Origin of the sequence: Mycobacterium kiyosense, assembly GCA_021654635.1 — a bacterium.
In the GTDB taxonomy this organism is placed as follows: Bacteria; Actinomycetota; Actinomycetes; order Mycobacteriales; family Mycobacteriaceae; genus Mycobacterium; species Mycobacterium kiyosense.
This window is the reverse complement of the sequence record AP025179.1, coordinates 5,976,225-6,001,997: the sequence shown is the minus strand read 5'-3', so window position 1 is coordinate 6,001,997 and position 25,773 is coordinate 5,976,225. Positions and strand designations below refer to the sequence as shown.

The 25,773-nt window shown below is 67.7% G+C and carries 30 protein-coding genes and 2 pseudogenes; 19 read left to right on the top strand and 13 right to left on the bottom strand.

Going from position 1 to position 25,773, the window contains the following annotated elements; translation table 11 throughout:
• Positions 1-10: 10 nt before the first annotated feature.
• From L6444_RS28375 to L6444_RS28360, 4 genes are read right to left on the bottom strand one after another with little or no spacing between them, the layout of a single operon-like run.
• Positions 11-964: an AAA family ATPase gene (locus L6444_RS28375; protein ID WP_236978725.1), complete on the bottom strand. Its 954-nt coding sequence runs from the start codon at positions 962-964 to the stop codon at positions 11-13.
• Positions 961-2,103: a DUF4350 domain-containing protein gene (locus L6444_RS28370; protein WP_236978724.1), complete on the bottom strand. Its 1,143-nt coding sequence runs from the start codon at positions 2,101-2,103 to the stop codon at positions 961-963. The genes L6444_RS28375 and L6444_RS28370 overlap by 4 nt, the downstream gene beginning before the upstream one ends.
• Positions 2,100-2,750 (bottom strand): DUF4129 domain-containing protein, encoded by a 651-nt coding sequence (locus tag L6444_RS28365; protein WP_236978723.1) that lies wholly within the window; start codon positions 2,748-2,750, stop codon positions 2,100-2,102. Before L6444_RS28365 ends, L6444_RS28370 begins: the two co-directional genes overlap by 4 nt.
• A 12-nt stretch (positions 2,751-2,762) precedes the next feature.
• Positions 2,763-3,932, bottom strand: coding sequence for a hypothetical protein (locus L6444_RS28360; RefSeq protein WP_236978722.1), 1,170 nt, complete (start codon positions 3,930-3,932; stop codon positions 2,763-2,765).
• Between the two features lie 86 nt (positions 3,933-4,018).
• Between L6444_RS28360 and L6444_RS28355 the strand changes: the two genes are divergently transcribed.
• From L6444_RS28355 to L6444_RS28320, 8 genes are all read left to right on the top strand, one after another.
• Positions 4,019-4,483: a GatB/YqeY domain-containing protein gene (locus L6444_RS28355; protein ID WP_236978721.1), complete on the top strand. Its 465-nt coding sequence runs from the start codon at positions 4,019-4,021 to the stop codon at positions 4,481-4,483.
• 58 nt (positions 4,484-4,541) lie between these two features.
• On the top strand, positions 4,542-6,092 hold the full coding sequence (locus L6444_RS28350; RefSeq protein ID WP_370653047.1) for an HNH endonuclease signature motif containing protein: 1,551 nt from the start codon (positions 4,542-4,544) through the stop codon (positions 6,090-6,092).
• A gap of 43 nt (positions 6,093-6,135) precedes the next feature.
• On the top strand, positions 6,136-7,122 hold the full coding sequence (locus L6444_RS28345; RefSeq protein WP_236978719.1) for an LLM class F420-dependent oxidoreductase: 987 nt from the start codon (positions 6,136-6,138) through the stop codon (positions 7,120-7,122).
• 43 nt (positions 7,123-7,165) lie between these two features.
• Complete coding sequence (locus tag L6444_RS28340) at positions 7,166-8,098, top strand: SRPBCC family protein (RefSeq protein WP_236978718.1); 933 nt, start codon at positions 7,166-7,168, stop codon at positions 8,096-8,098.
• A gap of 2 nt (positions 8,099-8,100) precedes the next feature.
• Positions 8,101-9,270 carry a zinc-dependent alcohol dehydrogenase gene (locus tag L6444_RS28335; RefSeq protein ID WP_236978717.1) on the top strand — a complete coding sequence of 390 codons (1,170 nt, stop codon included), beginning with the start codon at positions 8,101-8,103 and terminating at the stop codon, positions 9,268-9,270.
• Positions 9,271-9,284: 14 nt separating this feature from the next.
• The gene (locus L6444_RS28330) at positions 9,285-9,848 is read left to right on the top strand and encodes a type 1 glutamine amidotransferase domain-containing protein (protein WP_236978716.1); all 564 of its coding nucleotides are present in this window, start codon (positions 9,285-9,287) and stop codon (positions 9,846-9,848) included.
• A gap of 103 nt (positions 9,849-9,951) precedes the next feature.
• The gene (locus tag L6444_RS28325; RefSeq protein WP_236978715.1) at positions 9,952-10,644 is read left to right on the top strand and encodes a HemK2/MTQ2 family protein methyltransferase; all 693 of its coding nucleotides are present in this window, start codon (positions 9,952-9,954) and stop codon (positions 10,642-10,644) included.
• Entirely contained in the window at positions 10,641-10,847 is a 207-nt protein-coding gene (locus tag L6444_RS28320; protein ID WP_236978714.1) for a CDGSH iron-sulfur domain-containing protein, read from the top strand. Before L6444_RS28325 ends, L6444_RS28320 begins: the two co-directional genes overlap by 4 nt.
• Here the strand turns inward: L6444_RS28320 and L6444_RS28315 are convergent.
• From L6444_RS28315 to L6444_RS28290, 6 genes and pseudogenes are all read right to left on the bottom strand, one after another.
• Positions 10,840-11,865 (bottom strand): iron-containing redox enzyme family protein, encoded by a 1,026-nt coding sequence (locus tag L6444_RS28315; protein WP_236978713.1) that lies wholly within the window; start codon positions 11,863-11,865, stop codon positions 10,840-10,842. The genes L6444_RS28320 and L6444_RS28315 overlap by 8 nt on opposite strands.
• Positions 11,862-14,096 carry a SpoIIE family protein phosphatase gene (locus L6444_RS28310; RefSeq protein ID WP_236978712.1) on the bottom strand — a complete coding sequence of 745 codons (2,235 nt, stop codon included), beginning with the start codon at positions 14,094-14,096 and terminating at the stop codon, positions 11,862-11,864. The genes L6444_RS28315 and L6444_RS28310 overlap by 4 nt, the downstream gene beginning before the upstream one ends.
• Positions 14,093-14,722, bottom strand: a complete 630-nt coding sequence (locus L6444_RS28305; RefSeq protein WP_370653207.1) for a SpoIIE family protein phosphatase — start codon at positions 14,720-14,722, stop codon at positions 14,093-14,095. Before L6444_RS28305 ends, L6444_RS28310 begins: the two co-directional genes overlap by 4 nt.
• A 31-nt stretch (positions 14,723-14,753) precedes the next feature.
• Complete coding sequence (locus L6444_RS28300) at positions 14,754-15,164, bottom strand: anti-sigma regulatory factor (RefSeq protein ID WP_236978703.1); 411 nt, start codon at positions 15,162-15,164, stop codon at positions 14,754-14,756.
• A complete protein-coding gene (locus L6444_RS28295; protein ID WP_180915757.1) occupies positions 15,154-15,543 on the bottom strand; it encodes an STAS domain-containing protein in 390 nt (129 codons plus the stop codon). The genes L6444_RS28300 and L6444_RS28295 overlap by 11 nt, the downstream gene beginning before the upstream one ends.
• Before the next feature lie 18 nt (positions 15,544-15,561).
• Positions 15,562-16,447, bottom strand: a pseudogene (locus L6444_RS28290) (STAS domain-containing protein).
• 169 nt (positions 16,448-16,616) lie between these two features.
• Between L6444_RS28290 and L6444_RS28285 the strand changes: the two are divergent.
• The 5 genes from L6444_RS28285 (at position 16,617) to L6444_RS28265 (ending at position 20,094) form a co-directional block, all read left to right on the top strand.
• Positions 16,617-16,985, top strand: a complete 369-nt coding sequence (locus L6444_RS28285) for an STAS domain-containing protein (protein WP_236978702.1) — start codon at positions 16,617-16,619, stop codon at positions 16,983-16,985.
• Between the two features lie 280 nt (positions 16,986-17,265).
• Positions 17,266-17,664 (top strand): heme-binding protein, encoded by a 399-nt coding sequence (locus tag L6444_RS28280; protein ID WP_236978701.1) that lies wholly within the window; start codon positions 17,266-17,268, stop codon positions 17,662-17,664.
• A 66-nt stretch (positions 17,665-17,730) separates the two neighbouring features.
• A complete protein-coding gene (locus tag L6444_RS28275; RefSeq protein WP_236978695.1) occupies positions 17,731-18,255 on the top strand; it encodes a DUF6328 family protein in 525 nt (174 codons plus the stop codon).
• 64 nt (positions 18,256-18,319) lie between these two features.
• On the top strand, positions 18,320-19,375 hold the full coding sequence (locus L6444_RS28270) for a DNA topoisomerase IB (protein WP_236978693.1): 1,056 nt from the start codon (positions 18,320-18,322) through the stop codon (positions 19,373-19,375).
• A gap of 122 nt (positions 19,376-19,497) precedes the next feature.
• The gene (locus L6444_RS28265; protein ID WP_236978691.1) at positions 19,498-20,094 is read left to right on the top strand and encodes a PAS and ANTAR domain-containing protein; all 597 of its coding nucleotides are present in this window, start codon (positions 19,498-19,500) and stop codon (positions 20,092-20,094) included.
• Here L6444_RS28265 and L6444_RS28260 read toward each other — a convergent pair whose 3' ends face one another.
• A complete protein-coding gene (locus tag L6444_RS28260; RefSeq protein WP_236978689.1) occupies positions 20,095-21,060 on the bottom strand; it encodes a helix-turn-helix transcriptional regulator in 966 nt (321 codons plus the stop codon).
• A gap of 12 nt (positions 21,061-21,072) precedes the next feature.
• Positions 21,073-22,176, bottom strand: coding sequence for a glycosyltransferase (locus tag L6444_RS28255; RefSeq protein WP_236978687.1), 1,104 nt, complete (start codon positions 22,174-22,176; stop codon positions 21,073-21,075).
• Between the two features lie 220 nt (positions 22,177-22,396).
• Between L6444_RS28255 and L6444_RS28250 the strand changes: the two genes are divergently transcribed.
• A complete protein-coding gene (locus L6444_RS28250; protein WP_236978686.1) occupies positions 22,397-22,654 on the top strand; it encodes a DUF7218 family protein in 258 nt (85 codons plus the stop codon).
• 20 nt (positions 22,655-22,674) lie between these two features.
• Here the strand turns inward: L6444_RS28250 and L6444_RS28245 are convergent, their stop codons facing one another.
• Positions 22,675-23,232 carry a nucleotidyltransferase family protein gene (locus tag L6444_RS28245; RefSeq protein WP_236978684.1) on the bottom strand — a complete coding sequence of 186 codons (558 nt, stop codon included), beginning with the start codon at positions 23,230-23,232 and terminating at the stop codon, positions 22,675-22,677.
• A gap of 92 nt (positions 23,233-23,324) precedes the next feature.
• Here L6444_RS28245 and L6444_RS28240 point away from each other — a divergent pair, with 92 nt between their 5' ends.
• The 5 genes and pseudogenes from L6444_RS28240 (at position 23,325) to L6444_RS31340 (ending at position 25,756) form a co-directional block, all read left to right on the top strand.
• On the top strand, positions 23,325-24,065 hold the full coding sequence (locus L6444_RS28240) for a glycosyltransferase family 2 protein (protein WP_236978676.1): 741 nt from the start codon (positions 23,325-23,327) through the stop codon (positions 24,063-24,065).
• Positions 24,062-25,009 (top strand): acyl-CoA dehydrogenase family protein, encoded by a 948-nt coding sequence (locus L6444_RS28235; RefSeq protein WP_236978674.1) that lies wholly within the window; start codon positions 24,062-24,064, stop codon positions 25,007-25,009. The genes L6444_RS28240 and L6444_RS28235 overlap by 4 nt, the downstream gene beginning before the upstream one ends.
• Complete coding sequence (locus L6444_RS31350) at positions 25,006-25,326, top strand: PIG-L deacetylase family protein (protein WP_255731106.1); 321 nt, start codon at positions 25,006-25,008, stop codon at positions 25,324-25,326. Before L6444_RS28235 ends, L6444_RS31350 begins: the two co-directional genes overlap by 4 nt.
• Positions 25,236-25,451, top strand: a pseudogene (locus tag L6444_RS31345) (hypothetical protein); the annotation flags it as partial. The gene L6444_RS31350 and the pseudogene L6444_RS31345, both read left to right, overlap by 91 nt.
• Positions 25,452-25,609: 158 nt before the next feature.
• Positions 25,610-25,756, top strand: a complete 147-nt coding sequence (locus L6444_RS31340; protein ID WP_236978672.1) for a hypothetical protein — start codon at positions 25,610-25,612, stop codon at positions 25,754-25,756.
• Positions 25,757-25,773: the final 17 nt, after the last annotated feature.

Here is a 25,773-nt window from a genome sequence, read left to right as displayed (position 1 = left end):
CGTGGCCGCACTAGCGGGGTACCGGGACCGAGGCCAGGATGCCGTCGAGTACGCCGTCCGGTGTGGCGCCCTCGAGCTCGGCCTCCGGGCGCAGCATGATGCGGTGCCGCAGCGTCGGGCGGGCCATGGCCTTGACGTCGTCGGGAGTGACGTAGTTGCGTCCCGAAAGCCATGCCCAGGACCGGGCGGTACCCAGCAGCGCGGTGGCACCGCGTGGCGACACCCCTAGCTGCAGGGCCGGGGACGAGCGGGTGGCCCCCACGATGTCGACGATGTAACCGAGCACCTCGTCGCCGATCAGCACCTCGCGCACCGCCGCCCGCCCGGCCGCAAGCTCGGCCGGACCGGCCACCGGTTTGATGGCGGACAGGTCGCGCGGATCGAAACCGTGCGCGTGCCGGCCGAGGATGGCGATCTCGGCGTCGCGCGGGGGCAGCGTCACGTTCAGCTTCAGCAGGAAACGGTCCAGCTGCGCTTCGGGCAGCTGATAAGTGCCCTCGTATTCGATCGGGTTCTGCGTGGCGGCCACGATGAACGGGTCGGGCAGCGGCTTGGGCTCCCCGTCCACGCTGACCTGACGTTCCTCCATCGCCTCGAGCAGCGCGGCCTGCGTCTTGGGCGGGGTGCGGTTGATCTCGTCGGCCAGCAGCAGGTTGGTGAACACCGGGCCGGGCCGGAAGGCGAACTCCGCAGTGTGGGTGTCGTACACCAGCGACCCGGTGACGTCGCCGGGCATCAGGTCCGGGGTGAACTGCACCCGCTTGAATTCCAGTTGCAGGGCTGCGGCCAGGGCGCGGACCATCAGCGTTTTGGCGACTCCGGGAACACCTTCCAGCAACACGTGCCCTCGGCAGAGCAGGGCGATGACCAGGCCGCTGATCACCCCTTCCTGTCCGACCACGGCCTTGCCGATTTCGTTGCGCAATCCCAGCAGTGCTTCGCGTGCCGGATCCGGTTGTGTCACGAGTGGGTGACCTGCCTTTCGATGTCGTCGAGCGCGAGAGCGAGATGTCTGAGGTCGCTGTCGCTGTTCGGTGGTGGGCCGTACAGGTGGTACTGGACGAAATCCGGGTCCGCCCCGCTGCGCTGTGCCACCGTGGTCACCACCGCCGGCGGAGTCGCGTTGGGGCCCAATCCGAGTCGCGGCACCAGACGTTGCAGGGTCGCGGTGCGCAGGGCTTCCGCGGCGCGGTCCCGGGCCCGCCGGGATCGGTACAGCCGGCCCCGTCCCTCGACGGTCTCCGACGCGCGAACCACGACCGGCAGCTCCTCGGCGACCAGCGGGCCCACCCGCCGGCCTTTCCACACCGCCACCAGCGCGACCACCAGCCACAGCTGCCAGACGATCCACGTCACGTTGTCCGGGATGAGATCCATGATCGAGCCGTGCGCCGACGTGTGGCCTTCCGCGTGCTGGGGTGCGAACCAGATGACGCGGGGACGCATGCCGGCCAGGTTCATCGCCAACGCGGCGTTGCCTTCTTCGAGCAGTCCGTCGTTGGTCATGAATTGGCTGCTGCCCACCACCGTCACGGTCCGGTTGCCGTCTCGGTAGCTGACCAACGCTCCGCCGTAGCAGCTGACCAGGTCCAGTTGGCCTCGGGCCCGGTAGCCGTTACTCGATCCGAAATTCACCGATCCGGCTCGATTAGCTTGCGGCAAAGTGCAATTGGGTTCGGTGGCGAACTTGTCCGCGCCACCGGCGCGTAACTGCGGCGTCAACGCCGTGCGGGCGCGCGTGGTGGGGTCGACCAGCAGCAGGTCGCCAGGAACTTTGGCCAGCCGGGCCAGTAGGGCGTTGTCGCTCAAATAGTGGGTTTGGGCGATCAGCAACAGCGTGTCGGGGCGTGCCGCATGTTCGACGTCGGCGACGGTTTCGGCGACGACGACCTCGACGCCGTTGTCGCGCAACAGTGTCACCAGTGCGTGGGCACCGGACGAGCTGGTGGCTTCCGGGTCCATCGTGCCGCCCGGACGGGGCGCCGTGAGATAAGTGGTGATCGCGGCAACGATCGCGATGGCGGTCAGCCCCAGCAGGATTGCGCGCCACGGGCGTCGTGTTTGCGTGGCGTCGGCCGGCGCGCCGCGAGGTGACCCGGTCATCGGATCTGCGCCCACGAGTTCGTTGCCGCGGGTTGTTGCACCGTCGAGCTCACGGCCGAGCGCGAGCGCAGGTGGTCGTCGAGGTCGGCGATCATCTGGTACGCCGCCTGGGTGCCCGGTCGTTCACCGTAGGTCACGTCGTTGAAAGCGGTTGCCGCCTGCGATAATTCGCCCGACAGGCGGGGGAGCGCCGCGGCGGCGTCGGTAGCCAGTTCGTTGGCGGTGCGGCCGGGAACCGCGGTGAGCACCCCGGTCTCTTCGAGTTCGCGGGCCACCGCGCGCAGCCGATGCCGTATCGCTGCGGTCCAATTTCCTTCGGCCGCAAAGCTTTCCGCGGTGGCTCGGTGTTGCGCTGCGGTCAGCTGACCGGCATCGAATAGCTCGTAGTCACCGCCCCGCTTGGTGCGGATGGTGCGTCGCGCGACGTAAATCGCCGCGGCGACGCCGGCCGCCACCAGGATGGACAACACGGTGACGGTGAACCAGCCGCCCGGTACCGACGACGTCCTCTGCAACACCCGGAACAAAAACTCGGTGATCTTGGCGAAGATCTCCTGGGTGAGCGAGTGCTTGGGGTAGATCGGCTTGCTCAGTTCGCGTTGGGCTGCCTCGTGGGCGGCATCGCGGTCGATGTCTATGGCGGGCACGGTTGGCTCTCGTCAGAACGGCCGGGTCAGCCACAGGTTGTCGGTGGATGCCCCCGCGGCGGGTCCACCAGCGGCGCCCGACTGCAGTACCAGGTCGAACGCCTCGGCACGAATCCGCCGGTCGGTGTAGAGCAACACCACCACGCCGGCCAGGAACGGATCGGTCACGATCTGGCTGATGGCGCTGCCGATGCTGGTCAGCGTGGTGCCGGCGAGAAGTGCGGTGACGCCGGTGCCGCCCATCGTCAAGATCTCGCCGACGATGCTGAACGGCGCTGAGATGGCGCCGCCGATCAGGCCCACCGCCAGGCTCGCCAGCAGACGAATGCCCAGGACCCGCCAGAAGCCGTTGCGCACCAGCGCGAACGATCGGGTGATGGCGTCGAACACCGGCATTCTTTCCAGCACGATCAGCACCGGGGCGAACATCAGCACGGTATAGGCGTAGACGAGCAACACCAGCACCAGTAGCAGCAGTGGGAAGCCGAGCAGGACGGCCACGCCGGCATTGGCGGCCACCCCGACCCCGACCAGGATCACCACCACCAGCCCGACGACGACCGCCATCCCGGCGGCCTCCAGCAGAGCCAGTCCGAGCAGCGCGAGCAGGCGACCACGCACCTTGGCCCAGGCCTCCCCGACGGTGATCGGGGATCCGAATACCGCCCGTCCGACGACCACGGTCAGCATTCCGCTGAGCAGGATGCCGCCCAGCCAGGCGACCAGGGCGCTGCCGGCCACCGTGCCCAGGTATGCGACCAGTACGGCCGTCTTCGCCTCGGATCGGCCGGATCCGAAGTCGTTGATGGCCGTCAGCGGCCCGAGGGTAGCGAGCAGCGAGATGACCTGGACGACGACCACCACTGCCGCGGTCAGCCCCAGCGTGGGCTTGGGGTTGGCGCGGATGTACCCGACGGCGCCGTTGAAGATGTCGCTGAGCGTCAGGGGGCGCAGCGGGATGATGCCGGGTTTGACGGCACCGGGGATGAGTGGTGGGCCGTAGCCGAACGGCGGGACTTGGTAGCCCGGTGGCGGGGTGGCGTAGCCCGGCGGTGGGCCGTAGGTAGGTGGGGGGCGGGCCGTAACCGGGGGCGGGCCATAGGCCGGGGACGGGCCGTAGGCGGGCGGTGGCCCGTAGGCGGGCGGGGGTCCTCCCGGGGAACCAGGCGGCAGCGTGCTCACTGCAGGAAGCGGCTGTCGTCGTTCGTCATGGGGTCCATCCTGTAGGCGGTCGCTGCATTTCTCAACGTAGGTCTAGCGTCTCAGGTATGGCGGAACTGAAAGCCCGGCTTCGGGCGGACCTGACCGAAGCGATGAAGACGCAGGACAAGTTGCGCACGGCGACGTTGCGCATGGTGCTGGCCGCGATCCAGACCGAGGAGGTCTCGGGTAAGCAGGCCAAAGAACTCAGCGACGACGACGTGCTCAAGGTGCTGGCCAAGGAGTCCCGCAAGCGCGGCGAGGCGGCCGAGATCTACACCCAGAACGGGCGCGGTGAGTTGGCCGCCAACGAGCACGCCGAGGCGCGCATCATCGATGCATATCTGCCGACGCCGCTGACCGACGCCGAGGTGGTCGACGTCGTGGAGACCGCGATCGCCCAGGTGGCCGAGACGCTTGGGCATCGGCCCACCATGAAGCAGATGGGCCAGGTGATGAAGGTCGCCACCGGGATCGCCGAGGGGAAGGCTGACGGTTCACGGTTGTCGTCGGCAGTCAAAGACCGGCTCTGATCTGGGGTTACGTCTGGGCCGCTGAGCGTGGTCGGCGGATTCTGCTACAATCGAACACATGTTCGAGTCAATCTCGGGGAGTGCCGACTCCGAGGAGCAGTTGGCGCGGTTTCGCGCCTATATGGACGGCGTGATGGATCATCGTGAGGCGCTGGCGGGTCAGACGGAGCAGACTCGGGGCTGGATGGCGGGGATCTGTGCGGCCGGGCGGGTGGAGAATCAGGCGGCGGCGGCGCAGTTGGTGGCGATCGGTGGGTTGTTCGCGGATCGGTTGGCGCGCTCGGCGGAGACCGAGGATTGGGCCATCGACACCATGGAGGCCGTGGCTGCGGAGGTGGCGGCGGGGTTGCGGATCAGCCAGCGCCGTGCGCAGACCAAGTTGCACTGGGCGCGTGCGATGCGCGAGCGGGTGCCGAAGGTGGGTGCGTTGTTCGCGGCGGGGGAGATCGATTTCTGTGCGTTCGCCACGGTGGTCTCGCGCACCGAGTTGCTCACCGATCCCGAGGTGCTGGCCCGGGTGGACGGGCTGATCGCGGCCAATCTGACCCGCTGGCCGTCGTTGACCGCGGGGCGGTTGGGCGGCAAGGTGGATTCGATCGTGGCCCAGGTCGACGCTGATGCGGTGCGCCGGCGCCAGGAGCGCGCGGCGGGCCGTCGGGTCGAGTTCACCGCCGATCATGACGGCGTCACCTATGTCGAGGGCGCGTTGTTCACCCCGGATGCGCGGGCGTTGGAGGAGCGGTTGAGCGCGTTGGCGGCCACGGTGTGCCCGCAGGATCCGCGCAGCCCCGATCAGCGACGCGCGGATGCCCTGGGGGCGCTGGCCGGCGGGGCGGATCGGTTGGGGTGTCGCTGCGGGCGCACCGAGTGCACCGCGGGGAAGCGCACCGCGGCCGCACCGACGGTCATTCACGTCATCGCCGAGCAGGCCGCGCTGGACGGCAGGCCCGGGCTCGTCACTCACGTGTGCGCCGAGGGGCTGATCACCCCCGAAATTCTGGCCGAGCTGGCCGCGGGCGCCACCCAGGTACCGCTGATCCACCCCGGCTACCGGCCCCCGGAGCCGGGGCATGTGCCGTCGAAGGCGCTGGCCGATTTCGTGCGGTGCCGGGACTTGACGTGCCGCTGGCCGGGCTGCGATGTGCCGGCGACCCGCTGCGATGTGGACCACACCATCCCGTATGCCCAGGGTGGGCCCACCCACGCCGGGAACCTCAAATGTTATTGCCGCACACATCATTTGGTGAAGACCTTCTGGGGTTGGCGGGAGAAACAACTCGCCGACGGCACCCTGATCCTGACCTCCCCGGCCGGCGACACTCACGTCACCACGCCGGGCAGCGCCCTGCTGTTCCCCAGCCTGTGCGCCGCCGTCGGCGGGATGCCCAGCCCCGAGACCGACACCCCACTACCGGCGGACTACTGCGCCGAGCGCACCGCCATGATGCCCAAGCGCCGGCGCACCCGCGCCCAAGACCGCGCGGCACGCATCGCCGCCGAACGCCGCCACAACCGCCAAGCCCGCCTCGCCACCCGCACCGCCGGAGACGTCGGCTACCTCAGCCACGCCGGCCCCGCCCCGCCCGACGACGAACCACCACCCTTCTGACGCACAGCCGTTTGCGCCCCGCTGCCCGGGGTACCCGAGAAAGATGGCACGGTTCGGCTATACCCTGATGACGGAGCAATGCGGCCCGAAAGACCTTGTGCGCGATGCTGTTACGGCTGAGCAGCGCGGCTTCGACTTCGAGGTTTGCAGCGATCACTTCTCACCCTGGCTGACCTCGCAGGGCCACGCGCCCAATGCGTGGGCCGTGTTGGGTGCGGTGGCGCACGCGACGGAGCGGGTGGACCTCTACTCCTATGTCACCTGTCCGACGATGCGGTACCACCCGGCGGTCGTCGCGCAGCAGGCGGCCACCGTGCAGATCCTGGCTGACGGGCGGTTCACCCTCGGTCTGGGCAGCGGTGAAAACCTCAACGAACACGTGGTCGGCAAGGGCTGGCCCGCCATCGAGCGCCGGCAGGACATGCTGCGCGAAGCCATCAAGATCATCCGCGAGCTGTTCGGCGGCGAACTGGTGAACTGGCGCGGCGAGTACTTCCAGGTGGATTCCGCCCGCCTGTGGGATCTGCCCGAGGTGCCACCCGGCATCGCCGTGGCCATGGCGGGCGACAAGGGCGTGGAGAAATTCGGCAAGCTCGCAGACCATCTGGTCGCGGTGCAGCCCGACAAAGAACTGGTCGACTCCTGGCATGTGGCGCGCCAAGGGACCGGATGGCCCGGCGCCGGACGGGTAGTGGGCCAGATACCGGTCTGCTGGGACCCCGACCGCGAGGCCGCGATCGAGCGCGCGCACGAGCAATTCCGCTGGTTCGCCGGCGGCTGGACGGTCAACGCCGACCTGCCCACCCCAGCAGGGTTCGCCGGGGCGACCCAATTCGTGCGCCCCGAGGACGTCGCGGACAGCATTCCCTGTGGCCCGGACCTGGACGCGATCGTCGAAGCGGTAAAGCCCTACTGGGAGGCCGGCTTCAGCGATATAGCGCTCATTCAGATCGGCGGCCAACACCAGGAATTGTTCTTGAAGGAAGCCGCCGAGCCCCTGCTCGACGCGCTCCGAAGCGCGTCGAACTGAGGAGCGCGAGTTTGGGCGACCAACGCGCGGGTATCGCTTGGCGATGACTGATTCCACAACGGACCGGACCGCAACCCTGGTAAAGGGCCTCGGAGTAGCCAGTTGGGTGTTGGGCCTGTCCGAAATCCTGGCGCCCTCGGGCGTAGCGGCCGTCGCGGGCGTCGAGGACACCCGGCGGTCAAGGGCGGTCATCCGAGCACTCGGGGTGCGCGAATGCGGCCATGGCGCAGCACTTCTGGTCGGCCCGCCGCAGACGGTGTGGACCCGGGTCGCCGGCGACGTCCTGGACCTCGCGGTGCTCGCGGTCGGTGTTGCCCGTCGTGCACCGGGAACACGTCGTCGCGGTGCCGTCACCGCAATCGCGCTCGCGGCCATCGGCGGTGTCGATCTGTACGCCGCGCTGTGCACCTCCCGCGGCGACGAGCAGCCCCGTCACGCCGGCAGCCAACGGCACTATTCGTTGCGCGCGGCCGTCACCGTAATGCGTTCCCCTGATGACGTTTACCGGTTCTGGCGCGACCTCGCCAACCTGCCCCGCTTCATGTATCACCTCGAGTCGGTGACCGAGGACCCCGACGGCCGGACGCATTGGGTAGCCAACGCACCGATCGGGCAGCCGGTGCAATGGGATGCACAGATCGTCGAAGATCAGCCCGGCAAACGCATCGCCTGGCAGTCACTGCCCGGTTCGGGCATCGCCAACAGCGGAAGTGTCGAATTTTCCCCCGACAATTCGGGCAACGGCACCGAGGTCCGCGTCACCATCGGATATCAGTTGCCGGGTGGGGCGCTGGGCAAGGCGGTGGCGACATTGCTCGGGGAGTCGCCGGACCAGCAAGTCAACGACGATCTGCGGCGGTTCAAGCAGATCCTGGAAACGGGTCAGGTGATGCGTTCCGACGGATCCCCGGACGGCACCGTTGCGTTCCGGCAAATGCATCAGCAGGCCGCTCAGCCGGTCGGCCGGGAAGGGTAGTGATGAAAGCCACCATCTGGGCGGGACGCAATAGCGTTGAGGTGCAATCGGTTCCGGACCCCAAGATTCTCAACGACCGAGACGCCATCGTGCGGGTCACCTCGACCGCCATCTGCGGTTCGGATCTGCATCTCTACGACGGCTACATTCCCACCGTCAAGCACGGCGACGTGCTGGGTCACGAATTCATGGGCGAAGTGGTCGAGGTGGGCAAGGGAGTGGACAACCTGGCCGTCGGCGACCGGGTGGTCGTCCCGTTCCCCATCGCCTGCGGGGCGTGTTCGGCGTGCCAGCGCAAACTGTATTCACTGTGTGAGAACTCCAACCCGAACGCGGGAATCGCCGAGAAACTGATGGGCCATTCACCGGCCGGCCTGTACGGCTACTCGCACATGCTGGGCGGATTCGCCGGGGGGCAAGCGGAATACGTACGGGTGCCGTTCGCGGATGTGGGGCCGCTGAAGATCGACGACGACCTCACCGACGACCAGGCGCTGTTTCTGTCCGACATTCTGCCGACCGGCTACATGGGGGCAGAGATGTGCGACATCGCGCCGGGCGAGGTGGTGGCGGTGTGGGGCGCCGGGCCGGTCGGCCTGTTCGCGATCGTCAGTGCCCTGCTGTTGGGCGCCGGGCAGGTGATCGCCATCGATCGGGTGCCGTACCGGCTGGAGCTCGCGCAGCGCCTGGGCGCGACGCCGCTGAACTTCGCCGAAACCTCGGTGCTCGAAGAACTGCGGGAACTGACCGCCGGGCGCGGACCCGACAAATGCATTGACGCCGTCGGTATGGAAGCCCGCAACGGTTCGTCGGCGATCGACGCCTACGACCGCGTCAAGCAGGCGGTCCGGTTGGAAACCGAACGGCCACATGCACTTCGGGAAGCGGTGATGAGTTGCCGCAACGGCGGCACGATCTCGATCCTCGGGGTGTACGGCGGCCTGATGGACAAGTTCCCGATCGGTGCGGTGATGAACCGCTCGTTGACCATCCGAACGGGGCAGTGCCATGTGCACCGCTACATGCGGCCGCTGCTGGAGCGAATCCGCAATGGTGAGATCGACCCCGCAGTGATCATCAGCCATCATCTGCGACTCGACCAGGCCCCGCACGGATACGAGATCTTCAAACACAAGCAGGACAGTTGCACCAAGGTGGTGCTGAATCCCTAGAGGAGCACAAAACCATGTCAAATGACCTACACGGCAAGAAGATTGCGATTCTGGCCGCCGACGGCGTGGAGAAGATCGAACTGGAGCGGCCGCGCGAGGAGCTGACCAAGTCCGGCGCGCAGGTCGAGTTGGTGTCGCTGCAGGACGGCGAGATCCAGGCACGTAATCACGACCTGGAGCCGGCCGGAACGGTTCCAGTCGACCGCACGGTCGCGGACGCATCGGTGAGCGACTATGACGGGCTGGTGCTGCCCGGCGGCACCGTCAATCCGGACAAGCTGCGACTCGACGACTCCGCGGTCGCGTTCGTGCGGCAGTTCGTCGAATCCGGCAAGCCGGTGGCGGCGATCTGCCACGGCCCGTGGACGCTGGTCGAAGCCGGTGTGGTCGCGGGCCGTAGTCTCACCTCGTACCCGAGTATCCGCACCGACCTCCGCAACGCCGGCGCCCGAGTCCTCGACGAGGAAGTAGTGGTGGACGGCAACCTGATCACCAGTCGCTCCCCGAAAGATCTGGACGCGTTCTGCTCGGCACTTCTTCGGCAATTGACGCAGGCAGAAGCGACTTCGTCGCAGTAGTGCCGCAGCCGGTGCAGCGTCCCGCGTCCGGTTTAACCCGTTGATAATCGGGCATTAAAACGGCAGGGCCGTGACCGCCACGGCAAAGGCAGAGAGGCTTTCCGTGACGATCACGTACCCTGCGCCGGGAGACTCACTGGTCGCCGAACCGGTGTACCAGCCGCAGCACGATTCCCACCTACTCGTCGACACGATGCGCCGCACCGGCGTGATCGCGGGGCGCCACGTCATCGACCTGTGCACCGGCACCGGGTTCGTCGCGATCGCCGCCGCCGAGATGGGTTGCGCGAGTGTGACCGCACTGGACATCTGCCCGCACGCCGTGCGTCACTCGCGCGGCAACGCCGCACAGGCCGGAGTGGAAGTCGATGTGCGGCACGGCTCTTGGGCACTCGCCATCGAGCAGGGTCCGTTCGACGTGGTGGTCTCCAATCCGCCTTATGTGCCCACTCCGCCGGTGGACGACTCGGACCTGATTCCGGCGTCGGCGGGACCCTCATGGGCGTGGAACGCCGGGCCCGACGGCCGAAGCATCTTGGACCCGCTGTGTGCGGCCGCGCCGAAACTGTTGCGGCGGGGCGGATCCGCACTCCTGGTGCACTCCGCGCTGGCCGGAGTGCAGCGGACGCTGGATGCGCTGCGCGCCGCCGGTATGCAAGCCGATGTGGTGGCCCGGCGGCTGATTCCGTTCGGTCCGGTCCTGACGGCGCGGGCCGCCTGGCTGGAGGAGACCGGTCAGATCGAATCCGGTTGCCGCACCGAAGAACTCGTGGTGATCAGGGCCGACAAGCCGTGAGTACCACCCGGGTACAGGTGGTGCCGAACGGGCCGGTGCTGGTTTCCGGCCCGGTGCGTATCGAGATGCCCGACGGCGGTGTCGTCGAATCCGACCGGTTCATGGTGGCGATCTGCACCTGCCGGCGCAGCCAGGACTACCCGTTGTGCGACACCAGCCACCGCAGATGCCGCAGCGCCAAGGTCAAAGAAATGCTCAGCTGAGCGGACGCCGCAGCGAACTTTCGCCGCGCGCCCACGCGGCCATCAGCACGTCGGCCAACCGATCCTCCACCAGGGCGTGCGCCCGAATGCCGAACACGATGTCGCCGTCCAACTGCGGTTCGCGCGTCACCAGATCGCCCACCACGTCTCGGCGTACCACGTGTTCGTGTACCGCGTCGGCCTCCACGTGCTCGCGGTAGAACTCGACGCACGCCTCGGGGGCCTGCATCCGCTGCAGCGCCTGCACCATCCGCCGTGAGCCCGGCGGTGAGGTGATCTCGGTGGAAGCGAAATGCCCAACGGCCGCGCCGCGCAGCTTTCTGTGCAGGCCGAACAGTGACATCAAGTTCACCGCCGCCAGCGTTTCGGCGGGCACCACGTCCAGGTAGCGCAGATACGTCGAATCCAGGTCGGCGGCATCCATCAGGTCCGCGAACAGCTGCTGGTGCATCCGCCTGCCCTGCCCGGCCCCGTACTCGTCGAACTCGACGGCCACGAAAGCCGCCTTGGCGGTACCGGTCAGCCGGGGGATGGCAAATGCGTGCGGATCCGCCTCTTTCAGGTGATACAGCGAGCGGTGCACGAAGTACTCGCGCATCTGCTCCCAGGTGCCGTGGTCACGGAGGAAGTAGGAGGGTCCGCTGCCGTCTTTCGGTTCCACGGCGATCGCGTCCATCTCGGCCGCCGCGGTGTGCCCGGGTTCGATCGGACCCACGTCGCGGCGCACGCCGGCCAGGAATGCCCGCTCCAGCTCGGCACGAAATGCCAGCAAGGTGGGGTTCCACTCCCAGTCCGGATCAACCGAGGCGAAGCCCCGGTAGTGCAGCTCGTAGCACATATATAAGGCCAGCTGCAGGTCCAGGCCGTAGGGGTCGGCGTCGCGCACCGCGGCGCTGATCCGGCCGGACTGCTCGCGGGCGGCCGGTGCGGTCAGAGTGCGGCGCACCGTCGTCGACAACGGACCGTGCGCCGCCGGCAGGGCGGGTTCGACGGCGATCGACGTGGGATTCACACTCATGCTTTACCCGTCTGCGGGCCGGGCAAACGGAAGACGATGTCCACGGTGGTGCCGTCCGGTCCCTGCACTACATCCATCGACTCGCTCATGGCCCGCATCAGCACCAGGCCCCGGCCGCTGTTGCCCGGGTCGGCGGCCGGCGTCTTCCAGGAGCCGAAGTCGGTGATACGGGCGTGGATCGCACCGTCGGTGGCCTCCATCTCGAGCAGCATCTTCCCGGCGTCCTGGCCGGCGTAGGCGTGCTCGACACAGTTGGTGGCCGCCTCGCAGACCACCAGCACGATGTCGGAGGCCTGCTCCTCGGAGACGTTCGTCGTTTCCAGCCAGGGCGTCAGCTGACGCCGTATCGCGGCCAATCGGTCAGCCGTCGCCTCGGTTTCGATGCGCAGCGGCGGCAGCTGGTGGCGATACACCACCATCGCGACGTCGTCGTCGTAGCCGGCTTCCGGCGCCAGCTGTTCGAGCACGGCGTCGGCGACGGCGTCGATCGGCAGGTGCGCCGAATCCGTCAGGACGTCCGCGACCCGGGCCAGACCCTCGTCGATCGACTCGTGTCGCCGCTCGACCAAACCGTCGGTGAACAGCATCAGCGTCGAACCGGGCCCCAGAACTTCGGCGGCCTGCGGTCGAGTTTCGTTGCGGCGCACCGCAAGTGGAACCGAACGGGCGTCGGTCAGCATGGTGGTCACCGTTTGGGGCCCCGGTTGTGTTCGGACCAGTACTGCCGGCATGTGGCCGGCGTTGCTGTATTCCAGCACCCCGGATTCGACGTCCAGAATCGCCAGGAACACCGTCGTGCAGTAGGCGTCCGGGATGGTGGATGCCGCCGCGTCGAGTTGCTCGAGCAGGACGGCCGGTCGGGCGCCGGTGAGCAGCAGCGCCCGCGACGAGCTGCGCAGCTGCCCCATGATCGCGGCGGCCGGCAAACCGCGCCCTACGCAGTCCCCGACGACGATGCCGATACGACGCTCATCGATGGGCTGCACGTCGTACCAGTCGCCGCTGATCTCCAATGGCAGCACCGCGGGTTCGTAGCGAACGGCGAAGCCCGGCGGCGGCTTCATCGGCGGTTGCATCGCCCGCTGCAACGTCAGTGACGTTTCGCGGGCGATCTCGAACTGGCGGACATGCCCGATGGCGAGACTGAGGTGACCGATCAGGACCGTGACCAGCAGCCGATCCTCGGCACTGACCCAGCGCGGCGTGCCCAGCTCCAGCCACAGCGCCACGTCCCCGGTGCCCGAGAGCATGGCGACCATGCCGCGGGTCTTGCCGGGCATGTCCGGCCACTCGACGGTCTTCGCGGTCAGCGGCAACTGGTGGCGGGCGTCCATGAACGTCTGCCGCAGCGTGGGATCCATGGTGCGCCAACCTGATTCGGGCGGATCACCGGCGACCTGGACGGTTGGCTCGCCTTCGCCGGCCGGCCACATCACCGCGACCACCCGCTGCACGTCCACCGCGGCCCGGCACTCGTCGAGGGTGATCGCGAGCACCTCGGCCACACTCTTGGCCACCGCTACCGAGGTGGCCAGGCGCAGCACCGCGCTCTCCCGTGCAGCGAACGCGCGTTCGGCGGTGACATCGCGGACGGTGCCCACGTAGACATCGCCCTCGTCGCCGGGGCCGCGGACGGCGTTGATGCTGACCGCCGCCCAGGCCAGGCGCCCGTCGCGGTGCCGGACCGGGATCTCGTACTCGGCGCTGCCCTCGGTACGCAGCCGCTGTTGCTCCTGATAGGTGCGCTCCGTGTCGACCAGCCAGGCTTGCGGCCACGGATAGGGCAGACCCGCTGCGCCGTACCCGAGGATCTCGGCGAAGGCGTTGTTGATCTCGATCACCGCGCCGTTGCGGTCGGCGACGAAGAAGCCCTCCTGCAGCGAGTTGACCAGTGCGGTGCGGAACTTGTCGCGGTCGGCCAGGTCTTCGGCACGAGCGCGCTCCTGCGCGAAACGCTTTGCGCCATCCAAGAATCCGCGGGTCGCGACATCGAGCGGGGCCAACGTCTGCAGCAGGAACTCGACGGCGGCGGCCCGGTCGGCGGGGCCGGTCTTGGACAGCTCGTTGAGCAGCCGGAATGTGCTCTCCACGATGCCGAGCATGCTGATCTGTTCCTGCAGCGCCCGGCGCCCCAGTTCGTGCCCGGCGGCCAGCAAATTCTCGTCGCGGGTGTCGAGGTAGCTGCGCAGAGTGTCCCGGTACTGGGTGTGGAAATCCGCCGCCGCGCTCATGTCGTGATCCCCCGGTGGCGGGCGGCCAGCACCATGGCGTCGTCGGTTTCCTTGGCGTGCTTGGTGAGTATCTGTTCGACGATGTCTTTGGCCGACGCGGCGAAATCCAGGTGCTCCAGGTGATCGTCGGCGATACCGTCGCTGGTGATCACCAGCAGGTCCCCGGTCCGAATCGAAACCACTTGTGCGGGGCGGGTTTCCGGTATCCGATAGCCGACGATGCCGCCGACCAGGCGCGCGCTGGCGCGGCTCTGGACACCGCTGACGGTTTTGGCGACCAGATGGGCGCTGACGTTGCCGACGCCGGTCCAGCTCATCTGGCCGGTCTGAAAGTCGATCCGTGCCAGCGTCATGGCGACCCCGCGGGTGCCGCCCAACACGCGGTGGCACAGCTCGATCAGCACCTCGAGTCGCTCGCCGCGGGCTCCGGCCAGAGCCTCGGCGGCGGTTTCGGCGGCGCGGGCGGCGTCCGGGCCGTGGCCGAGGCCGTCCATGACGCCGAACAGAGCCGCGACCGGGCTCGGGTTCGGGGGGCTGTCGGTGTCGCCGTCGATGGCCGCCGCGATCGCCTGATCGCCGCAGTACTGCTCCCCGGGACGCGAGCGACTCGCGATCGCCCACTCGATGGGCCCGAAGCGGCCCGCGGATCGGACTGGGTCACCCACGGGCCGGAACCCATTTCCACATTTCGACGACCGTGCCGCGGCCCAGCGCGGACTCCACGATCAACCGGTCCATCAGCCGGCGGGCCCCGGGCAGGCCCATGCCCAGACCACGGCCGGTGGTGTAGCCGTCTTCCATGGCGCGGTCGATGTCGGCGATGCCGGGGCCGTCGTCTTCGGCCCGCACCACCAGCGCCTTGCGGCCCTCCCGCTCGGCCACCGCCACCCGAACCTGGCCGCGACCGGCATAGCTGGTGATGTTGCGGGCTATTTCGGAGATCGCGGTCGCGATCATGGTGACGTCGGTAAGCGAGAAACCCAGATCGAGCGCCAGTTGGTGCCCGGCTTTGCGGGCGGCGACGATGTCGTCGGAGGTGTTGATGGCGACCACTGTCTCACCCGCCACCGTCGCGCCCGATCGTCGATCTGTTCAGTCCCAGACGTTTGTGCAGCAGCGCGATGCCTTCTTCGAGGTCGAGCGCGGTGCTCATGTCGTCGAAGGCCAGCCCGAGCTGCACCATGGCAAAGGCCACCTCCGGCTGCAGACCGACGATCACGGTGGTGGCCCCGCGCAGCCGGGTCATGTGCGCGATGGTGCGCAGCGACCGCGCCGCAAAGGAATCCATCACGTCGATCGCGGTGACGTCGACGACAATGCCCTGCGCGCGGAACCGGCTGACCCGTTCCATCAGGTCTTCGCGCAGCCGCTCGGTGTCGGAGTCGGTCAGCGCGGCCTGCACCGTGGCGATCAGGATCGCGCCCTGTTTCAAGATCGGTACTGGCATGGGCTGTTTTCGGGGCCGTTACTCGCCGGTGCGGGTGACTTCGTAACCCAGCAGGCGTTCGGCTTCCTCGATACCGCCCTGCAAGTCGCCGACGGCGTTCATCTTGGACAGGTCGAGACCGATCGTCACCAAGGTCAGGGCGATTTCCGAGGACAGTCCGGTGATGATGACACTGGCACCCATCAGCCCGGACGCGTCGACCGTCTGTACCAGGTGGTTGGCCACCGTCGAGTCGATGGTGGGCACACCGGTGATGTCGATGACCACCACCTTGGCGCGGTTGGCGCGGATGGCGCGCAGCAGCTGCTCGGTGACCTGCCGGGCGCGCTGGCTGTCCAGCACACCGATGATCGGCAGGATGAGCAGCTGTTCGCGGACCTGAAGCACGGGCGTGGACAGCTCGCGGATCGCTTCCTGCTGCTGGCGGATGATGCGCTCGCGTTCCTGGACGAAGCTGACGCCCACGGTGTTGGCGATCCGGTTGGCAGCCGGCTCGTAGGCGTCCAGGACGCGGTTGAGCATGTCGAACTCGGCCTGGTATTTCTCGAACAACGAGCGCGCCAGCACGTCGCGCAGCAACAGCACGATGCCCAGCACCTCGTCGGTTTCCACGCCGCGGGGAATGATGCGCTCAAGAGAGATCGCGCGCATAGTCCTGCAGGGCTTCGACGCTGCCAGTCTCGAGCACCTCGACATAGTTGTCGTAGACGGCGGTGGCCTCGGAGAAGATCTCCTCCGGGGTCATCGCGGTGAGCAGTTCGGCCTCGGTGATCCGGCGGGCCCACTCCTCGCGCAGGGCGGTCCGGTTTCGACGCAGATGCTGGACCAGCTGGGGCAGCAAACCCTCGCTGGAGACGCCGGCCGTGGTACTGGCGGTGCTGAGATCTGTCGGCGAATCGGACATCCGTCCCTCCAAGCCCTCTGGCGCGTGCGAAAAGCTCTACCCAGTGGTCGCGCTATGGCGAGACTAGCTTGGGGGTGTGACCTCGGGCGTGTTGAGGTCTTCTTCTTCTCGCGGTAAGCGCCGCACGTTAGGCTGGCAGCACACCGAAGACCCGGACAAAGGATCGCCATTGTCAGCTCCTGATTCGATCACCGCCACGGTCTCCGACCATGACGGGGTAGTGGTGCTCAGCATCGGCGGCGAAATCGACCTGGTCACCGCGCCGGCCCTGGAAGAGGCAATCGGCGGCGTGATTGCCGACAATCCGGGTGCGCTGATCATCGACCTGTCCGGGGTTGACTTCCTGGGCTCGGTAGGGCTGAAAATTCTGGCGTCCACCTACGAGAAACTCGGGGACGGCGCCGAGTTCGGCGTGGTGGCACGCGGCCCGGCGACCCGACGTCCGATTCACCTAACCGGCCTGGACAAGACCTTTCCGCTGTATCCGACGCTGGAGGACGGGTTGACCGGCGTGCGTGAAGGCAAGCTCAACCGGTGAGGCCGACGTCACGGTTGGGTCACGAATAAAGGTCACAGACCGTTAAGAATTCTTCGCGGTCTTTAAGGATTCTCAATTCTCCGGCGTAAATTTGCCAGTTTGCTTAGCGTTTTCCGCCACTTAGGTTGCGTTGCGTCACATAAGCGTCAGCGGCAGTTTCAAACGCACGTTCGTCGTCGGCGAACAGAGCGGCCGCATCGGTTCCCGCGTGGTTACTTTGGATTCAGGGGACTCGGGCGCTCCACGAAATCGGTTCACTCATTCGGAGGAACAAATCATCATGAAAATCAGCAGTATTGTCGCGCGTCGGCGAATTGCCGGCATCAGCGCCGGCTGCCTGCTCGGGGGAATCGCGGTCGGGATCGCCGGTGCGCCGTCGGCTGCGGCGGCACCCGACTGCAGCCCCGAAGGTGTCAACGCGACGGTGTCGTCGGTGCAGGGCGCGGCGCAGCAGTACCTGGCCGGTCACCCGGGCGCCAACCAGGTGGTCATGGCCGCCTACGGCCAGCCCCGCGGCGACGCGGCCGCCAACATTCGGGCCTACTTCACCGCGCACCCGAACGAATACCACGATCTGCGTGGGATTCTGGCGCCGATCGGCGACACCGAACAGCAATGCAACGTGTCGGCGCTGCCGCCGCACCTGGAATCGGCTTACCACGAGTTCATGGCCGGCTGATCTCCCGCAACAACCCGCGAACGACCCGCCACAGCGCAGTGGCGGGTCGTTCGGCATTATCAGGCCATGGATGTCGATCATCCCGAGGAAGACCAGGGCTGGGACCACCGGGAGCGCGGCGAGACCGAAGTCGAACGGCTGGACCGAAATTGGAACAGCCTGCTGCAAGAGTTGCGGGTGGTGCAGACCGGCGTGCAGTTGCTCACCGGGTTCCTGCTGACTCTGCCGTTCCAGGCCCGGTTCGACGTGCTGGGCGACGACATGCGAGCGGTTTACCTGGTCACCGTCGGTTGTTCGGTGGCCGCGACGGTGTTCCTGATCGCACCAGTGGGCTTGCACCGGTTGCTGTTTCGGCGACATCGGATCTCGGTGCTGGTGTCGGCGGCGCACCGGTGCGCCTACGGCGGGCTGGTGCTGCTGGGCTTGGCGCTGACCGGGGTGACCGTCATCATCTTCGATTCGGTAGCCGGCACCGCCGCGGGTCTGGTCGCCGGGGCGTGTGCGCTGGCACTGTTCGGGTTCTCCTGGCTGGTGGTGCCGCTGTTGTTGCGCACCCGCGACCTGCCAGAGTCCGGACGCCGGCAGGTGTAGCCGTCGGCCGCGCGGGTAACTCAGCTTGCAGCCGACTCGAGTCGGGAACGCGCGGAGGACCAAGATGCGGCTACGCCGCAGCGTGCTGGACAAGCCGGGGATTACGCGCAAGCGCCGCGGCAAGGGCTTCGCCTACTACGGCCCCGACGGTGACCTGCTCACCGATCCGGACGCGGTACAACGCATCAAAGACCTCGTCATTCCGCCCGCCTGGCGCAAAGTGTGGATATCGCCGTTTCCCAATGGGCACATCCAGGCCGTCGGCACCGACGCGGCCGGTCGGCGCCAGTACCTCTACCACCAGAGCTGGCAGCAGGAACGGGCCGAGGAGAAGTTCGACCGGGTGCTCGAGCTGTCCACGGAGTTGCCGGCGTGGCGCGAGCGGATCGCGCGTGACCTCAAGGGCCGCGGCATGTCCCGGGAACGCGTCCTGGCGCTCGGCCTGCATCTGCTGGATCTCGGCTACTTCCGGGCCGGCGGCGAACGATACGTCGAGGAGAACGAGTCGTACGGCCTGGCCACCCTGCTGCGTGAGCACGTGAGCGTGCGCCGCGACGCGGTCGCCTTCGACTACCCCGCCAAGAGCGGAGTCCAGCGCACCTATGAGATCAAGGATGCCGAGGTGGTCCGCGCGGTGCGGGCACTGCTACGCAGAACTGGCGGCACCGACCGATTGTTGGTGTGGCGCAACGGTTCCGACTGGGTGGAAGTCCGGGCCGACGACCTCAACACGCGGTTCAAGGAACTCCTCGGCGACGGCTACAGCGTCAAGGACCTGCGCACCTGGCACGGCACCGTGTTGGCCGCGGCCGCCTTCGTCGATGCGGACCCGGCCGTCTCGCAGCGGGTGGCCAAGCGAGTCGAGGCCGCCGTCATGCGCGAGGTATCCGCGGAGCTCGGCAACACACCCGCGGTGGCGCGAAGCTCGTATGTGGATCCCCGAGTGGTCAGTGCGTACCGGCAGGGCGTCACGATCGCTGCGGCGGCGCAGCGCGCCCGCCGGGCCCGTCGTCCGGCGGCGGCGCAACAGGTGCTGGAGAAAGCCACCCGCGCGATGATTCAGCGAATCGCGAAGGATGACAAGGTATCCCGCCCGTCCGCTCTGGCAAAGACGGCCTGACTTCCACCGGCTGGTCGGGGGACTCGGTTCTCTGCATTCACACCGCAGCACCAGCAGGTCCGAATACTATTGAGCTGGTGTGCGCAGATTCGCGGCGAAAGAGGGGCCGGCGGTGGCCGCCGGTGGGGCGCTTCCGGTACCTGACGCGTGAAGACCGGTGGGAATGGTCCGAAGAAGTTGCCCGCATGCACGGTTACGAACCGCGCAGCGTGACGCCCACCACCCAACTACTGCTCAAACATAAGCACCCGGATGACAAACCGAGCGTCGCCGAACTGATCGAGCAGGTACGCCGGCACGGCACCGCATTCAGCAGCCGGCACCGCATCGTCGACACCCGCGGCGAAACGCACGTCGTGGTGGTGGTCGGGGACCGGTTCCCGGGGCCGGATGGACGGCTGCTCGGAATCGGCGGTTACTACATCGACATCACCGAGCAGTACGACGCTGACCTGCAAAAGCACCTCAGCGAGGCGCTGCTGGCCGTGGATTCCCGACGCGCGGTGATCAACCAGGCGATGGGCATCCTGATGCTGAGGTACGGCATCGACTCCGATGCGGCATTCGAACGGTTGGTGAAGATGTCGCAGGAATCAAACGTCAAGTTGCGCAACATCGCCGAACTCGTGGTCGCCGAGATCGCCGGGAACGGCGACCACGACGAAGACGCGGCGTTCCGATTAGATCGGTTGGTGCGCACCCCGCGCGAGGTGCGCTGACTAGCCCTGCTGATGCAGGGTGGCCTGCGGACTCTGGCCGTAGCTGCGGCGATACAGCGCGGCGAATCGGCCGGTGTGGCTGAAACCCCAGCGTTGGGCTATCTCACCCACCGTCGCCGTCGATCGATCACCGGCCCGCAGCTCCTGATGGGCGTGGTGCAGGCGCACGCGGCGCAGATACTCCGTAGGCGTGGTGGCCAGGTGGCGCCGGAACAGGTACTGCACCGCGCGCGGCGTCATTCGCAGCGAGTCGGCGACGTCGTTGACGCCGATGCCGTCCGCGCAGTGGCGGTGAATGAACGAGATCGCCCCTTTCAACGCCGGCGGCAGGTCCGGCTCGCTCAGCAAATCCTGCCCGGTGCCGGCGTTGTTGGGGAAGCAGTCCAGTAGGGCGGCGCTCAGCAGGTGCGCGGCCGCCCCGACCAGCAACGGCTGACGCGCGCTATCCACGTCGCCGAAGCTGGTGACGACGTAGTCCAGCGCCCTGGTCCAGCTGTTCGCGGCGGCGGCCGATCGCGGTTTATAGTCCAGGAACCGAACATGTTGGGGCGGAATGCTTTTCCCCTCCGACGCGACCCTGCTCAGCTCTCTCATACCCAGGCCCACGACCCGAAACCGCGCGTCCTCGACATCGATCGCGCACGGCAGAGCGTCGGCGGCGATGACCACAGTCTCCAGCCCACGCTTCGGTTCAGCCGTCACCGCCATGGAACCTGACAGCGGATGGATTGCCAGCACCGTGTCGAAAGCCTCGATTTCGCAGCTCAGCCGGCCGTCGATCAGCACTTCGTTCAGCGTCACCGAATCCGTCGCGAAGCGCCGGTGGGTCAGCTGCGCACCGTCGGACACGGCGCCGACCCGCCAGCTAGGCGGGTAGGCGTCCGCGAAGAATCGTCGCATCGCGGCGGTGTCAGCGGTGCGGAACTCCTCGTAGCGGATCGCATCGCCGGCGGTCGTAATCGACACGGGCGACGCGGCCTAAGCTATCGCGCTGGACTTCGTGCGGTCGGCGGTCGCCCGCTGGTAGACGCCGAGCGCGTCGAGGGCGATTCGATCCCAGGTGAAGCGTGATATCGCCCGAGCCCGGCCGGCCGCGCCCATGCTTTGACGCTGAAATCGCTGACCGTGCAGCGATTTCAGGGCCGCGGTCAGTTCGTACGGCTTGGCCGGGGAGACCAGCAGGCCGGTGACACCATTGATGACGGTGTCGGTGAGTGCGCCGACAGCGGTCGCCACCACCACCACGCCACTGGCCATCGCCCGCAGCGCGGTTGTCGCCTGCGGAGCGTGCCGTGCTGCGCACACCACCACATCGGCAGAGCGCACCAGCGCCGGAAGTTCCTCGGCGGCAACCGAACCCGCGAACCGAACGCGATCCTGCACTCCCAACCCGGTGGCCAGACGGTTGAGCGCGGTGCGTTCCCGGTCATGGCGAGGGTCGCCGGCGTCGGTCTCGGCCAGGACGAGTTCCACGCCGGGCAGGATCGGCAGAATCCGAATCACTTTGTCGAAGCCGTGCTGCGGCAGAGCATTCGGCTCCACCTGCAGAATGCGGACCGGCCCGTCGGCGGCCGACGGATCGGCGGGAGCGAACCGATCCACATCGACTCCGCTGGACAGCACCGAGAGCTGGGCGCGGCTGCGGCGCAGTCGCGCCAGCGCGTCGACCTCGGCGCTGCTGCCACCGGTCACCCAGTTCGCGTTGCGGACGAGCAGCGGCTCCAGGCGCACCCGTTCACCCGGGATGCTCGACTCGGCCAGACCGTGGAAGCTCTGCACCAGGGGCAGTTCGTGTCGGCGAGCGGCCAGTTGAGCCGCCAAGCCACCCAGCCATCCGAAGGCGTGTACGACGTCGGGCGGATTCGCCGCCCACGCGCGGTCGAGTTGGTCGGCCCACGCGCCGAGGTGGGGAAGCACCAGAGTCGGCGCCGACGGCTCGGCTGGAACTTCGGCGTGCGGCCGGTATGCGTTGATCGTGTGGTGCTGCGCCGCGAGCGCGGCGCCGAATTCGGCCAGCTCAGAGCCGCCGAACCCGCCACCAACGGCGGTTTCGTCATCGCCGCAGACGATCGCGATCTGCATCTGGTCACCATTACGTGCGGAATGTTGAGGCAAAGTTTTCAAGTTCTGCGGGTACCCGGCCTGATATCGCCGATAATCGGCGCTGGCCAAACGGTTCGTTAATTGGCTAGTCCGTCGCGTGGTGTCCTGTCGGCGCAAGGCGGTTTGCCGCGGTTTGACCGGCCCCGGACGGGGCATCCTGCCTGCGGTATCAAAAAAAGTGCGCAGGAGGTTACTTCTCATGCCGAACTCGTCGATCAAGAACGAAAAGCTCTACGAAGACTTACGCAAGAAGGGCGACTCGAAGGAGAAGGCCGCGAGGATCTCCAACGCGGCCGCCGGACAGGGGAAGTCGAAAGTTGCCCGCAAAGGCGGCAAGGCCGGCTCTTACGACGACTGGACCGTGCCGGAGCTGAAGAAGCGGGCCAAAGAGCTTGGCGTAACCGGCTACTCAAGTCTGACCAAGGACAAGCTGGTCGCGAAACTACGCAACCACTGAGCCTTGGTGCCGTGCGCCGCTCAGTCGCGCAGGCCGAGACGTTCGACCAGCATCAGAAAAGCGGCAGCGAAGGCATTGTCGGCTGTCTCGGCCTCGATCCGGGGCCAGTCCAGCTTTTCCCGAACCGCCCGCGCCGCCGGCAGCAACGATGCGAAATCGCAGTGGTGTTCGGTCAGGGCGCGCAGTTTCTGGATGAACACCTCGGTGGGAGGTAACACCGGCATCGAAATGGCCAGCACCACACGCTGTTCCGCTGCGCCCAATACTTGCGGCGTCACCGTCCTGCCGTTGACGCAGTGCAGCACGTCGACCATCGCATCGCCGAGATGCGCTTTGAACAGCCAATCCTCGGGTGGTCGTTCGATCCGGAAACCGGCCTTGCCGAGCGTGGTCGCCGCAGCGGGAACGTCGTCCTCGCAGACCATCAGGTCGACGTCGTGCGTCGGTTCGGGTGCACCGTAAGCCCATAACGCGTAGCCCCCGGCCAGGGTGAAGGGCGGCCCGTGCTCCTTGAGCGCCGACGCCGCGCACCGAAGTGCGTCGCGTAGCGCAACGGCCTCTGGCGGGGTGTCGGACATGATGGTGACGGATACCCCGCCGACGCGTCCGGCAACCTGTGATGCTGTCCGGCAACGGTTTAACCGGTATCGAAACGGGAAATTAGCGAACCATGCCCACCGCTATGCCGCCTACCTACGAGCAGGTGGCCGTGGTGATACCCGCCCACAACGAACGCGCGAGTTTGCCGGGTTGTCTGCGCGCCATGGTCACCGCGGCCCTGTGCGTACACGCTCCGGTGACCATCGTGGTGGTGCTCGACGCCAGCGACGACGACAGTTCCGACCTCGCCGGCCGGTACGGGCCGGATGTGCATTTCGTCCGCATCGACGCGCGCAACGTCGGTGCCGCCCGCGCGGCCGGCTTCGATTACGCCCGCACCCTGTGCGGGACCGACCTCGCCGCCTGGTATGCCACCACCGACGCGGACAGCACCGTGGAACCGGATTGGCTGAGCCGCCAATTGGGTTGTGGCGCAGAGATGTTCCTTGGCCTGGTGCGGGTCGCCGATTGGCGGCCGCACGGGTTGGACGTGGTGCGCCGGTATCTGGAGGCCTACAACAAGCGGGTGGACGGCGGCCACGACCACGTGCACGGCGCGAACATGGGTTTCAGCTCCCGCGCCTATTGGGCCGTCGGGGGATTCCGTTCACTTTCCTCCGACGAGGACGTGGACCTGGTGGCGCGGTTCGAGACGGCCGGTTACCGCATTCACCGGGACACCGCGCAATCGGTCGTCACCTCGGCGCGCACCAAAGGGCGGGCACCCCGCGGATTCGCCCGTCATCTGCGTTCCCTGACCAGCGCGGGGCGGGGGACTGCGGTGCACCCCAAGGCGGGGGAGCCCGCATGACGGCGGGGCTGGTCCGGCACTGGCTGGAAACCGGGCGGCTGGAATTGCCGCTGCCGGGCTCGGGCTGCACCGCGGAACGCTGGCAGCGCCTGGGCCGACTGGCCGAGGAAGACATCGCCGCCGCCCGGATCGCCGAGGCGCACGTCGACGCCGTCGCGATCCTGCACGAGCTGGGCGGCAAACCACCGGAACCCGGTCAGCTGTGGGGTGTTTGGGCGGCCGAGGCGTCGGAGGCGGTCCTGACCGCCACCCAGGTCGCCGGTGACGGGTTCGTCCTCAACGGCACCAAGGTGTGGTGCTCGGGTGCCGGGTTCTGCACGAATGCACTGGTCACCGCTCGGATGGAGGGCGGTGACCGCGGGTTGTTCGCGGTCACACTCACCGATGCCGGGGTCAAACCGCTGCCCAGTACCTGGTGGAATCCCGGGATGGCCGGCAGCGACACCCGGTCGGTGCAGTTCAACAACGTGCACGCAGTCCTGGTCGGGGCGCCCGGTGGGTACCTGAGCCGCGCCGGATTCTGGCACGGCGCGATCGGTGTCGCCGCCTGCTGGCTGGGTGGGGCGCGGCGGGTGGCCGAGCCGTTGTATCGCAGTGCGGGCAGCGAATCCGCCGACGCATACGCGTTGGCGCATCTGGGGGCGGTAGACGCCGCGCTGACCGCCGGCGACGCGGTGTTGGCCCTGGCCGCCGGGCAGGTCGACGCGGATCCCTTCGACAAAGCCGGCACGGCGCAACTACTGGCGCGCCGGGTCCGCGCGGTGGTGGAACATGCCGTCGACGAGGCGATCTCGCGCACCGGACGGGCGCTGGGGCCCGGACCGCTGTGCCAGGACGGTCGGCACGCCCAGCGGGTCGCCGACCTGAGCATCTACATACGCCAGAGTCACGCCGAACGCGACCTGGCCGAACTGGGGCGGTTGGCCGGGCGGCGCGGGCGTTGAAGACCAACGGGCCGCGGTTTGCGGCCAGGCCGCTGGCCGGAGGCGGTACCGCCGTGCAGGATTGGCTGGCGGCCGATCGGCCACCGGCACTGAAGCTGGACGAGTGCGCCGGTCTGGTGGTGGTCGCTCCGCACCCCGACGACGAGACTCTGGGCATCGGGGCGACGGCCGCGCAGCTCGCCGCGTCGGGCGTGCCGGTGCAACTGGTGGCGGTCAGCGACGGGGGGTGGCGCGGACCCGGCTGCGTCGGCGGCCGAACGGCTTACTTTGGGAGGCGCGACGGCGCGACGAATTGCGCTGTGCTGCAGAGATTTTAAAGGTCGGTAGCCCGCTGCGCCTCGGACTGCCGGACGGCCGGCTGACCGACCATGAGGATCGGCTGGCGGCGCTGCTGACGCGGTGCCTGGACGGTCGGCCGCCCGGAACGTGGTGTGCGGCGACCTGGCGGGGCGACGGCCACCCCGATCACGAAGCCGTCGGGCGGGCCGCGGCCGCGGCCTGCGCACGCACCGGCGTCGAACTCATCGAATACCCAGTGTGGATGTGGCACTGGGCAATTCCGGGGGGACCCGGACGTGCCGTGGCATCGGGCCCCGGACGGTGCCGCTCGACGACTGGGCCGTGCAACGTAAAAGACAAGCCGCACAATGCTTTCGAAGTCAGTTCGAGCCGCACGGACCGGACGCGGTGCTGCCGCCCTTCGTGCTGGAGCGGCTTATGGCGGTGGGGGAGATGGTGTTTCTGTGACTGCGCACACCCCGCGT

Bases quoted from the DNA above. Each gene is read 5' to 3' on its own strand.
- L6444_RS28350 (WP_370653047.1), top strand. From the start codon at position 4,542: ATGTTCGAGTCAATCTCGGGGAGTGCCGACTCCGAGGAGCAGTTGGCG.
- L6444_RS28245 (WP_236978684.1), bottom strand. From the start codon at position 23,232: ATGTCCGACACCCCGCCAGAGGCCGTTGCGCTACGCGACGCACTTCGG.
- L6444_RS28370 (WP_236978724.1), bottom strand. From the start codon at position 2,103: ATGACCGGGTCACCTCGCGGCGCGCCGGCCGACGCCACGCAAACACGA.
- L6444_RS28315 (WP_236978713.1), bottom strand. From the start codon at position 11,865: ATGAGTGTGAATCCCACGTCGATCGCCGTCGAACCCGCCCTGCCGGCG.
- L6444_RS28345 (WP_236978719.1), top strand. From the start codon at position 6,136: ATGGCACGGTTCGGCTATACCCTGATGACGGAGCAATGCGGCCCGAAA.
- L6444_RS28330 (WP_236978716.1), top strand. From the start codon at position 9,285: ATGTCAAATGACCTACACGGCAAGAAGATTGCGATTCTGGCCGCCGAC.
- L6444_RS28335 (WP_236978717.1), top strand. From the start codon at position 8,101: ATGAAAGCCACCATCTGGGCGGGACGCAATAGCGTTGAGGTGCAATCG.
- L6444_RS28355 (WP_236978721.1), top strand. From the start codon at position 4,019: ATGGCGGAACTGAAAGCCCGGCTTCGGGCGGACCTGACCGAAGCGATG.
- L6444_RS28270 (WP_236978693.1), top strand. From the start codon at position 18,320: ATGCGGCTACGCCGCAGCGTGCTGGACAAGCCGGGGATTACGCGCAAG.
- L6444_RS28250 (WP_236978686.1), top strand. From the start codon at position 22,397: ATGCCGAACTCGTCGATCAAGAACGAAAAGCTCTACGAAGACTTACGC.
- L6444_RS28240 (WP_236978676.1), top strand. From the start codon at position 23,325: ATGCCCACCGCTATGCCGCCTACCTACGAGCAGGTGGCCGTGGTGATA.
- L6444_RS28275 (WP_236978695.1), top strand. From the start codon at position 17,731: ATGGATGTCGATCATCCCGAGGAAGACCAGGGCTGGGACCACCGGGAG.
- L6444_RS28255 (WP_236978687.1), bottom strand. From the start codon at position 22,176: ATGCAGATCGCGATCGTCTGCGGCGATGACGAAACCGCCGTTGGTGGC.
- L6444_RS28280 (WP_236978701.1), top strand. From the start codon at position 17,266: ATGAAAATCAGCAGTATTGTCGCGCGTCGGCGAATTGCCGGCATCAGC.
- L6444_RS28235 (WP_236978674.1), top strand. From the start codon at position 24,062: ATGACGGCGGGGCTGGTCCGGCACTGGCTGGAAACCGGGCGGCTGGAA.
- L6444_RS28310 (WP_236978712.1), bottom strand. From the start codon at position 14,096: ATGAGCGCGGCGGCGGATTTCCACACCCAGTACCGGGACACTCTGCGC.
- L6444_RS28295 (WP_180915757.1), bottom strand. From the start codon at position 15,543: ATGCCAGTACCGATCTTGAAACAGGGCGCGATCCTGATCGCCACGGTG.
- L6444_RS28340 (WP_236978718.1), top strand. From the start codon at position 7,166: ATGACTGATTCCACAACGGACCGGACCGCAACCCTGGTAAAGGGCCTC.